This window comes from Mycobacteriales bacterium (genome assembly GCA_035995165.1).
Lineage (GTDB): Bacteria > Actinomycetota > Actinomycetes > Mycobacteriales > CADCTP01 > CADCTP01.
The window spans coordinates 1-11,407 of the sequence record DASYKU010000124.1 but is presented as its reverse complement, the minus strand read 5'-3'; the positions used below and the strand labels follow the sequence as shown (position 1 = coordinate 11,407).

The window sequence follows — 11,407 nt, the reverse complement described above, 5'->3', positions numbered from 1 at the left end:
CCCATCCTGCCCTGCCTAGAGGTTCTTCCCGCAGACCGGCCAGGGTGACGCGCCTCTGGCTTGGTAGAGCGAGTACGCCACGGCGGTCTGCTCGGCGATCGACTTGCCGCTGGGCGAGCCCGAGCCGCCGTTCGCCGTCCAGGTCTGCTGGTCGAACTGGTAGAGCCCGTAGTACGGCCCGGCCGGGTTGTACGCCGACGGGTTCAGCCCCGACTCGCACTTGGCCAGCCCGCACCAGTTCAGCCCGCCGCTGGTCGGGAAGTCGGCGCACTCGGCCGGCTGCGTCGAGCCACCCGGCGGCGGGGACGCCCCCTCCGGCGGCTCCGGCCCGACCACGACCACCTCGTCGACCGGCTTCTTGACCACGGTGACCTTGGCGACCTTGTTGCTGGTCAGCTTGCCGTTGACGTACGTCAGGACGTGGGTGACCTGCTGCAGCCCGTTGACGCCCTTGGTCTTCACCGTGCGGGAGCCCGGTGCGGCCTTCGGGTCGGTCTTCTCCACGCTCTTGTACTCGATGACGGTCTGGGTCGTCGTCGAGGTCGTCTTCACCCGGGTCACGGTGACCGTCATGCCGGCCACGATCGAGGTGCCGGCGAGCTGGGAGACCCGGTCGTCGCCGTCGACGGAGACCCCGGCCGCGTCCATCGCCTCGCCCACGGTCGGCACGGTCGTGGTGACCGTGTACTTCTTGCCGTCGGCCAGGAACGTCACGGTCTTCGGCGTACGCAGGGTGAGCTGGTAGCCCTCCAGCGGCAGCCGGGTCGAGCGGTTGGCCGAGACGAACAGCCCGTTCTGCCGATAGCCGACCTGCTCCAGCGCCTCCTGCACGGTGGTCGCGGTCGTCCAGACCGCGCGCGGCTTGCCGTCCACGGTCAGCGTGACCAGGCGGCCGCGGCGCAGCACGATCTCGGCGCCGTCGGAGACCTTGGTCTCCCGGCTCGGGGCCAGCGTGTCGTGCTGACCGACGGTGATCTTCTGGTCGTCGAGCACACCGCCGACCGTCGACGCGTACGTCTTGATCGAGCGGGCCTGGCCGTCCACGGACAGCTGGACCGACTTGTCCATCGACATCCAGGCGACGCTGCCGGCCACCAGCCCGAACAGGACCAACGCGAACAGGCCCAGTCGCAGCGGGTGCCGGACGACGTGCGTGCGGGCCGGGGGCGCGTCCGCGGCCGGCGGGCGCTCCAGCAGGCCGACCGCGGCCGCGGGCTCGTCCACCGAGTCACGCCAGGCCGCGTCGGTCGGCTCGCCGGACGCCCAGGTGTCGCCGTTCCAGCCGGCCCAGTCCGTGCCGCGCCAGCCGTTGGCGGTGTCGAACGGGCTCTCCAGCGGGGCGCCGCGCTGCTCGGGCGCGGCCGGACCGTTCGTGCTCGGCGCGCCCGGCTGCCTCGGCGCTGCCGGCCGGGCCGGCGCAGCCGACTGCCTCGGCGCGGCCGGGAGCGGCGCAGCCTGGGTCGGCGAAGCCGACCGGGTCGGCGCGCTCGGCTGCCTCGGCGGCGCCGCGGGCGGCGCAGCCTGGGTCGGCGTCGGGCCGGCGTCGCCGGCGGCGACGTTCCATTGTGCGGCCGGGTCGTGCCAGGCCCCGTCGACGCCCCAGGCCGTGTCGGTCAGGTCGGAGACCGGACGCCAGCGGGAGGCGTTGTCCGCGGCGGCCTGCCGCCAGCGGTCACCGTCGGGCTCGTCCCGCTTCTCGAACCAGGACTCGGTGGCCTGCTGCGGCGGCGTCCACTGCGGACGGTCAGCCGACGGGGCGGTCCACTGTGGATTCTCCACAGTGGGCGGCTTCTCGGTGTGGGCGCGGTGCCGGTGGCGGCCGCGCTCGCTACTGTTGCCGTCCATATGAGGACGGGACAGTAACCGGCGTAGGCGGTTGAGCCAAGTTGCATCACGCTTTGTAGCGCATCGACTACCAGATACCGAAGATTCGTTGGCCCGTGTGGGTTACTTTCTCGCACAGCTGTTCGATGTGGACACTCTTCACGTCCGCGAGAACGCGTACGGTGAGAGGAATCAGGTAGGGCGCGTTCGGCCGCCCCCGGTACGGCACCGGGGTCAGGAACGGCGCGTCCGTCTCGACCAGCAGCTGCTCCAGCGGGGTCACCGCGGCCGCCTCCCGCAGCGCGGGCGCGTTCTTGAACGTCACCGTGCCGGCGAACGACAGCACGTACCCGGCCCGGACGCACTCGCGGGCCATCTCCGCGTCGCCGGAGAAGCAGTGGAACACCGTGCGCTCGGGCGCGCCCTCCTCGGCCAGCACCCGCAGCACGTCGGCGTGCGCGTCCCGGTCATGGATCACCAGCGCCTTGTCGTGCTCCTTGGCCAGCGCGATATGCCGCCGGAACGCTTCCTGCTGCACGGGTTCCGGCACCCGGCCCCAGTAGTAGTCCAGCCCGGTCTCGCCGATCGCCCGCACCTCAGGCCTTGTCGCGAGCTCGGCCAGACCGTCCCACGTGGACTCGTCGATGTCGCCGACCTCGTTGGGGTGCACGGCCACCGCGGCGACCACCTGCGGGTGGGCGGCCGCGGTGTCCGCGCACCACTGCGACGAGGCCAGCGTGTCCCCGACCGTCACCACCCGGGTCACCCCGACCGCGGCAGCGTCCACAAGCGACCGTCCGACATCGACACCCATGGCGTCGAGGTGGCAATGACTGTCGAACACCGTCGCCGGAAGCGCTTCCGGCAACGGTGGAGGTTGTGTCGCCTTAGCTCGCTCCCGGTCGGGCGCCCCAGCCGGCGTCTTCCCTCCGCGCCCCCGGGGCGAATGTGCGCCCGGGGCCGGCGGGCGCTCCGGTCCAGACGCCGCCGCGCCCGACCGTCCGCTCATGGGGGAGCGAGCCGAGCCAGCTCTTCGTCCACAATGGACTCGTCGAGCTTCTTGAACAGCGGCGTCGGCGGGGCCAGCGGCCGGCCGACCGGCAGCGGCGTGGACTCCCAGTGCCCGCCGCCGGTGTAGTCCCCGGTGATCACCGGGTACGACGGCGAGCCGATCGCGGTCGGCTCGTCGACCTCGACCACCTCCGGCATCGGCGCCCACTCCCCCGGCGCCGCGGTGTTCCCCAGCGCCCGGTGCACGGCGTCCGACGACGTCGGCAGGAACGGCGTGAGCAGCGTCTTGCAGTCGTCCACCACCTGCAGCGCGACGTTGAGGATCGTGCCCATCCGCTCCTTGTCCGCCGCGTCACCCTTGGCCAGCTTCCAGGGCGCCTGGTCGGAGATGTAGCGGTTGGCGTCGCCGACTACGCGCATCGCGTCGGCGATCGCCGCCTTCTGCCGGGACCGCGCGATGAGGTCGCCGACCGTGCCGAAGGCGTCCTTGGCCGAGGCCAGCATGGCCGCGTCGGCGTCGGTCAGCGCGCCCGCGGCCGGGATCTCGCCGAAGTTGCGGGCGGCCAGCGAGATCGACCGGTTCACCAGGTTGCCCCAGCTGTCGGCCAGCTCGTCGTTGTTGCGGCGGCGGAACTCGGTCCAGGTGAAGTCGGTGTCCTGGGTCTCCGGCCCGGCGACCGAGAGGTAGTAGCGCAGCGCGTCGGCGTCGTACCGGGACAGCACGTCGCGCAGCCCGATGATCACGCCGCGGGAGGACGAGAACTGCTTGCCCTCCATGGTCAGGAACTCGCTGGAGACCACCTCGTACGGCCGGTCCAGCGCGCCGAGCGAGCCCGGCTGCCCGCCGCGGGCGCCGATCCCGGAGTAGCCGAACAGCATCGCCGGCCAGATCTCGGTGTGGAAGACGATGTTGTCCTTGCCCATGAAGTAGTAGCTGCGCTCGTCGGCCTGCCAGAACGGCCGCCAGGCGTCCGGGTCGCCGGTGCGCTTCGCCCACTCGATCGACGCCGACAGGTAGCCGACGACCGCGTCGAACCAGACGTAGAGCTTCTTGTCCGGCCGGTCCCGCCAGCCGTCCAGCGGCACCGGGACGCCCCAGTCCAGGTCGCGGGTGATCGCTCGGGGCTTGAGGTCGTCGAGCAGGTTGAGCGAGAACTTCACCACGTTCGGACGCCAGTTGTCCCGGGACTGCAGGTAGGTGCCGAGCACCTCGGCGAACGCCGGCAGATCCAGGAAGTAGTGCTCGGACTCGACGAACTTCGGGGTCTCCCCGTTGATCCGCGAGTGCGGGTTGATCAGGTCGGTCGCGTCGAGCTGGTTGCCGCAGTTGTCGCACTGGTCGCCGCGGGCGGCGTCGTACCCGCAGATCGGGCAGGTGCCCTCGATGTAGCGGTCGGGCAGGGTCCGGCCGGTGGACGGCGAGATCGCGCCCAGCGTGATCTGCGGGAAGACGTAGCCGTTGGCGAGCAGGCCGGTGAAGAGCTCCTGCACCACCTCGTAGTGGGTGCGCGTCGTGGTCCGGGTGAACAGGTCGTAGGACAGGCCGAGCGAGCTGAAGTCCTCGCAGATCAGCCGGTTGTAGCGGTCGGCGAGCTCCCGGGTGGAGGCGCCCTCCTTGTCCGCCGCGACCAGGATCGGGGTGCCGTGCTCGTCGGTCCCGGAGACCATCAGGACCTTGTCGCCCGACATCCGGTGATAGCGGCTGAAGACGTCCGAGGGCACGTACGCGGCGGCGTGGCCGATGTGCCGGGGACCGCTGGCGTACGGCCAGGCCACCGAGGTGAGGATGTGTCGATCGGGCATGGACCCAGCGTAGTGAAGCCGTGCGCGCCTTAACGCGCCGCCACCACTGCGGCGTACACGACCCGCTTGGGCAGGCCCGTCTCCTTCGCGACCTCGGCGATCGCGGCCTTGCGGTCGGTGCCGGCCTGCTCCCGGGCGGCGACCGCACCGGCCAACACGAGCGGGTCGGCGTCCACGATCGCCCGCGGCGCACCGCCGATCACCAGCGTGATCTCGCCCCGTACGCCCTCACCGGCCCACTTCGCGAGCTCCTGCAGTGGCCCCCGGCGCACTTCCTCGTACGTCTTGGTCATCTCCCGGCAGGCCGCCGCGGGCCGGTCCGGGCCGAGGATCTCGGCGGCGTCGGCCAGCGTCGCGGCCAGCCGGTGCGGGGCCTCGAAGAGGACCAGCGTCCGGCGTTCGTCCCGCAGCTCGGTCAGCGCCCGGCGCCGCTCCCCGGGCTTGCGGGGCAGGAAGCCCTCGAAGCAGAACCGGTCGCTCGGCAGGCCGGACAGTGCCAGCGCGGTGGTGACCGCGGACGGCCCCGGCACCGCGGTGACCGGGATCCCGGCGGCGACGGCGGCGGACACCAGCCGGTAGCCGGGGTCGGAGACGCTGGGCATGCCGCCGTCGGTGACCAGCAGGACCGTACGGCCGGCGCGGAGCTCCTCGACCAGGCCGGGCGTACCGGCCTCCTCGGTGGCGTCGTCGTGCCGGACCACCCGCCCCGGAACGCGAAGGCCCAGGTCGGAGGCGAGCCGGAAGAGCCGCCGGGTGTCCTCGGCCGCGATCACGTCCGCCTTCTCCAGGGCGTCCCGCAGCCGCGGGCTGGCGTCGGCCGGGTCACCCAACGGGGCCCCGGCCAGCACGAGCGTCCCGCCTTCCACGCGCCGAGAGTACTGTGCACCTTTGTTCACTCCCGGCCGAGCGCTTCGGGCGGCGTCTTCCCTCCGCGCCCCCGCATGAACGCAGTCGCGGCCGGCGGCGCTCCGGTCCAGACGCCGCCGCGCCCGGCCTCCGCTCCCGGCGCGCACTCCTGCCGCTTACCATCCCAGCATGGCTCTGACGCTCGAGGCAGCCCCGCCGGACGCCTCGGGCGCGGACGAGCCGCCGCGACGGCACCGGGGCCGGGTCCGCCCGACGGAGCGCCGGCCGATGCCGGCCGACGAGGCGTTGTCCTGGGTCGCGACCGGGCTGATCACGCTGATCGCCGCGCTGGTCCGGCTGTGGGGGATCGGGTTCCCGCAGGCGAAGCAGTTCGACGAGGTCTACTACGCCACCGAGGGTGGCGAGATCCTGCGCAACGGGGGCTTCGAGAACAACCCGGGCTACATGTTCGTGGTCCACCCGCCGCTCGGGAAGTGGCTGGTGGCGGCCGGGATCTCGGTCTTCGGGGACAACTCGGTCGGCTGGCGGGTGCCGTCGGCGATCGCCGGCACCCTCTGCGTGCTGATCCTGGTCCGGGTCGTACGGCGGATGACCCGCTCGACGCTGCTCGGCAGCGTCGCCGGCATCCTGCTGGCCGCCGACGGGCTCTCGATCGTCCAGAGCCGGTTCGCGCTGCTGGACATCTACCTGGCGTTGTTCGTGCTGGCCGGGTTCGCCTGCCTGATCGTGGACCGGGACCGGGTTCTCTCCGCCGTCGGCGCCCGGGTCGGCTTCCGGCCGTGGCGGCTGGCCGGCGGCGTCCTGCTCGGGCTGTCCTGCGGGGTGAAGTGGAGCGGCGTCTACTTCCTGGCCGGTTTCGCGGTCCTGTCGGTGCTCTGGGACCTCGGCGCCCGGCGCGCGGCCGGCGTACCCCGGCCCTGGATCGTCACCGCCGCCCGTGACCTCCCCGGCGCCGTCGGCTCGTACGTCGTGGCGCCGACGATCGCGTACCTGCTGACCTGGTCGGGCTGGTTTCTCGGGGAGAACTCGTACGACCGGCACTGGGCCGACCACAACTCCGGCTACGGCTCGTTCCTGCCGGGACCGCTGCGGTCGCTGCTGCGCTACCACTCCGAGATGTGGCACTTCCACGAGGGACTGTCCACGCCGCACACGTACCAGTCCTCGCCCTGGGGCTGGCTGGTGACCGGGCGGCCGGTGCTCTTCTACTACCCGAGCAACCCGGCCCCGACCGGCTGCGGCGCGTCCCAGTGCGTCCGGACGGTGCTCGATGTCGGGACGCCGGCGCTGTGGTGGATGTTCGTGCCGGCGGTGCTCTGGGCCGGCTGGATCGCGCTGGTCCGCCGGGACTGGCGCGGCTGGACGATCCTGATGGCGTTCTTCGCCGGCTGGGTGACCTGGTTCTCGGTGCCGGGCCGGACGATGTTCCTGTTCTACATGACCCCGCTGGTGCCGTTCCTGGTCATCGGCGTGACGCTGATCCTCGGCGCCGTGCTCGGCTCGGCCGGCGCCGGCGAGCAGCGGCGCACGATCGGCCTGGTCGCGGTCTGCGCGTACGTCGCGCTGGTCGTGGTGAACTCGGCCTGGCTGTGGCCGATCCTGTCCGGGCAGCTCATCACCTACCAGGAATGGCGCTCCCGGATCTGGTTCCCCAGCTGGATCTAGAGGATCCAGCTCAGCGTGATCCGCGCGCCCTCGTCGTCGTGGGCGAACACGGCGGTCCCGCGCAGGCCGACCAGCTCACCGGTCCCGGTCCCCGGCACGATGTGCCCGAACGCCTCCTGCCCGGTCTCGTCCCCGGCCCCGCCGTGCTGCAGCAGGAACGATCCGGTCGGCCCGCCGACCGCCCCCTCGACCCGCTCCAACGCCGAGTACGCCCGGCCGGTCCCCTGCCCGGTCGTACTCACCTCGGCCACCGAGGTCCCCTCGATCGCCCCGGTCATCCGCTTCCGCACGGTCGCCCTCGCCAGCACCCAACCTTCGGCGAGCTCCCCGGTCCAAGTCTCGTCCCACCCGAGAATCTCGAAGTTGACCGTCCCACTCGTCATCGTCTCCGTCACCCCCCGACGCTATCGATCTCCCCGTCCGCCCTCTTGCAGATTTCCGACGCCCGGTCCTGGAGGGCCGCCGCTCGCTCGACATGATCGAGCGCCACCCTGAGCGCGCTGGCCGCGGCGCGGAGCTGATCAGCGGCGGGTTCCCCGGGCGGCACGGCGGGCTTCTTCTGCCCGCGCGCCAGGCCGGGCAGCCCGAGCTCGTCGGTGCTGACGCCGAGAACGGCAGCGAGAAGGGCGCGATAGCGCGCGCTGACCCCCTTCTCGCCGCGCTCCCACTTGGAGATCACGTCGGCGACGACCGCGACCTGTGGATCGTCCGACCGCAAGATCATCCGCTCGGCCAGCTCCCGCTGGGTCCAGCCGCGTTCGATCCGGAGACCGCGGATGCGAGGCAACCGGTCGGTGTGAGTGGACACGACACTCCTTCCGACGAGCGGCGTTTCGTAACCGATCAGCACTACTTGCGAAGTATCTTGCCGCTACAGTGATATGCAGAGCAGGGCGCAAACGGGGGCGCACTTGAGCACTCCAGGGATGCGGAATGCGCTCCCTGCTGGCGCGAAAGAGGGTCCCGTGACCGAGAGACGGTTCAGCGACCGACTCCACGAGGCCATGACGCGAGCCGGGCTCTCGAAGAGGGCGCCGGCCCGCGCCGTCCGCCTGGGGAAGGTCGACCGGTGAAGGAGACGAGGTCGAACGACCGGCTCTTGCAGGTCATGACAAGTGCGGGGCTGTCGTACAAGGCGCTCGCGCGGGCGGTTCGTGAGGAATCGGTGCGCGCCAGTCACCCCGTGAGATGCGATCACACCGCGGTGAGCCGCTGGTGCGAGGGCACCCATCCGCGCGCGAGGACAACGCAGTTCATTGCTGCGGTGCTGAGCGCGAAGCTCGATCGAACCGTGACGCTCTCAGAAATCGGCCTGTCGGAGACCTCCACGGCTGACCGGCAGGGCGCAATCGGGCTGGCGGCGGTCAGCGGACTGCTGGCTGCGGCGGAAGAATGCTCGACGGACGTGCTGGCGAGGAGCGGCGAGCTCGGGACAGGCGCAATCTCGCATCTGCAGGAACGGATCGTCCTGCTGGCCCGCTCGTACAACGACATGCCCTCCGTCCAGGCGTTCGCCACCGCGCGCGACCTGCGGGCCGTCACGCTGCGCCTGGTGCAGACCACTCATCGGCCACGGCACCTGGCCGACCTCTACACCGTGCTCGGCCAGGCAACGGCTCTGATGGGATCAACCGCATTCGATCTCGGCCGGTGGGACGCAGCGGCGATCCTGGCTCGGTGCTCGACCGAGTACGCCGACCTCGCCGGACACGCCTCTCTCACCGCCTGGGCGTACGGCCTGCGCGCCACGGTGGCCTTCTGGAGCCGCGATGTCGCCGGTGCTCTCTCGACGCAGTCGGCCACGGACTGGCGGTCGCCCCGGCCGGCAGTCCGGAAATGCGACTCCACTACATCGCCGCACGAACACATGCGGTGGGCGGCAACGTCGAGGAAGTCGCGGAATCCCTACGGACAGCCGAAACACTGGCTGCGACCGTTGGCGGTCACGACGAGTTGCACGACGAGATCCGCGGCGAGTTCCGCTTCGACGAAGGTCGGGCCGCGGCTTGCGCCGGCGCGGCATGGCTGACGGTCGGCGACGGCACCCGGGCGGAGGCGTACATCAGCCGACCTCTCAACGAGTCCGGCCTGACCGGAGCCGGGCTGGCGGCAGGTGCCCGTCTCGACCTGACCTCCGCCCTGCTCCTGAAAGGTGATCTGGACGCGGCCGGCGCTGTGCTCGAAGCGGTACTGGCTCCGGGAGCCAGCCCAACCAGTGTCGCCGTATCGAGTCGGCTCGCCCGCGCACGGGATCAGCTCGCCACGACCCGTTGGCGCAACGAACCAGCCGCGAGACGACTCCACGAGGAGGCGAACGACTGGCTCGCCAGAGCCGTACCGCTGCCGGCGCTCAGCTCGTCCGCGTGAACGTCTCCAGCAAGCGCAGCTCGGCCGCGGCGTCGAGGCCGGTCTCGCCGGCCCGATCGGGCTCCTTGCTGGGAACGGTGGTGCGCATCCACGTCCACGTGTCGGTGACCGTGTCCGCCTGGGAGCGGGCTACGAGCCCGACACGGACTGCGGCCGACGAATCGACCTGCCAGACACCGGCAGCTACACGCCACAACGGCATCTCACTCCACTGGCGGACGCCGGCCGCGAGCAGATCACTGTCGGGTACCCATACAAGTTCTGCTGTCGACTGCGCGATCTGCCGGCAGGACCTCAGGAGCGCTCCGAACGAGTCCCGGCCGATTGGTGCGGTGACGTTGAACAAGCCGCCGATGTTCTCGATAACGCAGCGAATCGCAAAGTTCGCTACGTCGCGTACGTCGATCGGCTGGATGGATCGATCTGGCGAACCTGGTGCGATGACTCGACCGCCAGTGGCAATACGCCGTAACCACCACGGTAGACGGCCCACGTACTCGTGCGGTCCGAGAATGACTCCAGGTCGTAGAACCGTGGTCCGGATATCCCCGAAAACCTCGCGGACCGCGGCTTCGCACCCGGCCTTCTGGTAGCCGTACCGAGTGGGGCCGTCCTCATGATCCTCGCCGTAGTCGGGCCCTGCGTCGGGCGGGCACACCAAAGCCGGGGAGCACTCATCCAGTGGAACGGTGGGCCAGCCGGCATAGGCGCTGACCGTCGACAGGAAAACGTACCTATCGGTCGTCGGAGCGAGGCGGCGGGCGACGTCGAGCACGTTGACGGGCACGTATCCAGAGGTATCAACGACCGCGTCCCATGGCCCTTCTCGGCTGAGCCGGTCCACGTCGGCGGAAGAGGTCCGGTCTCCTCGGACCGTGATGACACCAGGTAGATCGGGTCCTGTCCTCCCACGGTTGAAGGTTGTCACCGTCCAGCCGCGTAACAGGGCGTCTTCGACCACCGCTCGACCCACGAAAGCAGTGCCGCCGAGGACGAGAAGACGAGTCACTCAGCCAGCCTCCCACGGGCTCGTACGGCTCCGTGCCACCTCCGAGATGCCACTAACGGCCGTCGACCTCGCCGACTCCATTCAAGCGGCCGCGGCGTCGGTCGTTCTAGCTGTCGAGGTGCCCGCGGGTCGGCCCGGACCGTCCTCGGCGGGCGACACGGAAGGCATAGACCGAGACTCCCACCCACCCGGCGGCGACCACCGCACCGCCGATCGTGAGCACCGGGTGGCCGATGGCCAAATCCCACAGTGCAGTTCCGGGGAAACAGGCCAGCGAGGACCAGGTAGAGCTTCCACGCGTTCGGCTGCTCTGAGTAGACCTCCCGCCGCCACCACGGCATGTCAAGCGAGCCCACGCTGCACCGGACTGCGGTGTGGCGCTGCGGTACCGGCCAGTTGCTCCACCCGGACCCGGAGACCGAGGCCTCGGAAGCCGACCCTGCCGCTACCCATGTCCCGGGACATCAGCGTGCTGACGCGCGCCGCACGTGCGCAACCCTGCTCGTCGACCTCGACGTGCACCCACAGGTGATCATGCAGATTCTCCGGCCCGCGCGGATCAAGGTCACGATGGAGATCTACAGCCAGGCTCCCGCCCACCAGACCCGCGAGGCGCTGAGGCGGCTGTCCGAGAGCTTGGACAGCTGATGGGTAGTGCTGTACTTGACTGCTGTACGAGCAGCAAAGAGGCGGCGCCGGGAGACCCGACACCGCCTCTGACTGGGTGGAGCTGAGGGGATTCGAACCCCTGACCCCCTCGATGCGAACGAGGTGCGCTACCGGACTGCGCTACAGCCCCAAGCCGCGTAGAGGATAGCAGCAGGGCGGCTACTCGTTCACCGCGCGGGGCCGGTCGTAGGC

At 70.8% G+C, this 11,407-nt stretch carries 11 protein-coding genes and 1 tRNA gene; 4 read left to right on the top strand and 8 right to left on the bottom strand.

Features of this window, described 5'->3' with window-relative positions:
* Window positions 1–15 precede the first annotated feature (15 nt).
* The 4 genes from VGP36_20895 to rsmI form a co-directional block, all read right to left on the bottom strand.
* Entirely contained in the window at window positions 16–1,845 is a 1,830-nt protein-coding gene (locus VGP36_20895) for a ubiquitin-like domain-containing protein (GenBank protein ID HEV7657167.1), read from the bottom strand.
* 67 nt (window positions 1,846–1,912) lie between these two features.
* A complete protein-coding gene (locus tag VGP36_20890; protein ID HEV7657166.1) occupies window positions 1,913–2,668 on the bottom strand; it encodes a TatD family hydrolase in 756 nt (251 codons plus the stop codon).
* 161 nt (window positions 2,669–2,829) lie between these two features.
* A complete protein-coding gene (metG, locus tag VGP36_20885; GenBank protein HEV7657165.1) occupies window positions 2,830–4,638 on the bottom strand; it encodes a methionine--tRNA ligase in 1,809 nt (602 codons plus the stop codon).
* A 29-nt stretch (window positions 4,639–4,667) separates the two neighbouring features.
* Window positions 4,668–5,504 carry a 16S rRNA (cytidine(1402)-2'-O)-methyltransferase gene (rsmI, locus tag VGP36_20880; GenBank protein ID HEV7657164.1) on the bottom strand — a complete coding sequence of 279 codons (837 nt, stop codon included), beginning with the start codon at window positions 5,502–5,504 and terminating at the stop codon, window positions 4,668–4,670.
* Between the two features lie 169 nt (window positions 5,505–5,673).
* Between rsmI and VGP36_20875 the strand changes: the two genes are divergently transcribed.
* Window positions 5,674–7,170, top strand: a complete 1,497-nt coding sequence (locus VGP36_20875; protein HEV7657163.1) for a phospholipid carrier-dependent glycosyltransferase — start codon at window positions 5,674–5,676, stop codon at window positions 7,168–7,170.
* Here VGP36_20875 and VGP36_20870 read toward each other — a convergent pair.
* Both VGP36_20870 and VGP36_20865 read right to left on the bottom strand, forming a co-directional pair.
* The gene (locus VGP36_20870) at window positions 7,167–7,565 is read right to left on the bottom strand and encodes a DUF3224 domain-containing protein (GenBank protein ID HEV7657162.1); all 399 of its coding nucleotides are present in this window, start codon (window positions 7,563–7,565) and stop codon (window positions 7,167–7,169) included. The two genes, VGP36_20875 and VGP36_20870, sit on opposite strands and share 4 nt — an antisense overlap.
* Entirely contained in the window at window positions 7,562–8,020 is a 459-nt protein-coding gene (locus VGP36_20865) for a helix-turn-helix transcriptional regulator (GenBank protein ID HEV7657161.1), read from the bottom strand. The genes VGP36_20870 and VGP36_20865 overlap by 4 nt, the downstream gene beginning before the upstream one ends.
* A gap of 219 nt (window positions 8,021–8,239) precedes the next feature.
* Between VGP36_20865 and VGP36_20860 the strand changes: the two genes are divergently transcribed.
* Together VGP36_20860 and VGP36_20855 are read left to right on the top strand one after the other, a co-directional pair.
* Entirely contained in the window at window positions 8,240–9,199 is a 960-nt protein-coding gene (locus VGP36_20860) for a hypothetical protein (GenBank protein ID HEV7657160.1), read from the top strand.
* The gene (locus VGP36_20855; protein HEV7657159.1) at window positions 9,124–9,537 is read left to right on the top strand and encodes a hypothetical protein; all 414 of its coding nucleotides are present in this window, start codon (window positions 9,124–9,126) and stop codon (window positions 9,535–9,537) included. The genes VGP36_20860 and VGP36_20855 overlap by 76 nt, the downstream gene beginning before the upstream one ends.
* Here VGP36_20855 and VGP36_20850 read toward each other — a convergent pair.
* A complete protein-coding gene (locus VGP36_20850) occupies window positions 9,521–10,546 on the bottom strand; it encodes an NAD-dependent epimerase/dehydratase family protein (GenBank protein ID HEV7657158.1) in 1,026 nt (341 codons plus the stop codon). The two genes, VGP36_20855 and VGP36_20850, sit on opposite strands and share 17 nt — an antisense overlap.
* Before the next feature lie 339 nt (window positions 10,547–10,885).
* On the opposite strand from VGP36_20850, the gene VGP36_20845 reads away from it, so the two are divergent.
* The gene (locus VGP36_20845; GenBank protein ID HEV7657157.1) at window positions 10,886–11,194 is read left to right on the top strand and encodes a hypothetical protein; all 309 of its coding nucleotides are present in this window, start codon (window positions 10,886–10,888) and stop codon (window positions 11,192–11,194) included.
* A 77-nt stretch (window positions 11,195–11,271) separates the two neighbouring features.
* Here the strand turns inward: VGP36_20845 and VGP36_20840 are convergent.
* A tRNA-Ala gene (locus VGP36_20840) sits at window positions 11,272–11,345 on the bottom strand.
* Between the last annotated feature and the right edge of the window lie 62 nt (window positions 11,346–11,407).

Coding starts and splice junctions, on each gene's coding strand:
- VGP36_20895 (HEV7657167.1), bottom strand. CDS start 1,845: ATGGACGGCAACAGTAGCGAGCGCGGCCGCCACCGGCACCGCGCCCAC.
- metG (HEV7657165.1), bottom strand. CDS start 4,638: ATGCCCGATCGACACATCCTCACCTCGGTGGCCTGGCCGTACGCCAGC.
- VGP36_20875 (HEV7657163.1), top strand. CDS start 5,674: ATGGCTCTGACGCTCGAGGCAGCCCCGCCGGACGCCTCGGGCGCGGAC.
- VGP36_20845 (HEV7657157.1), top strand. CDS start 10,886: ATGTCAAGCGAGCCCACGCTGCACCGGACTGCGGTGTGGCGCTGCGGT.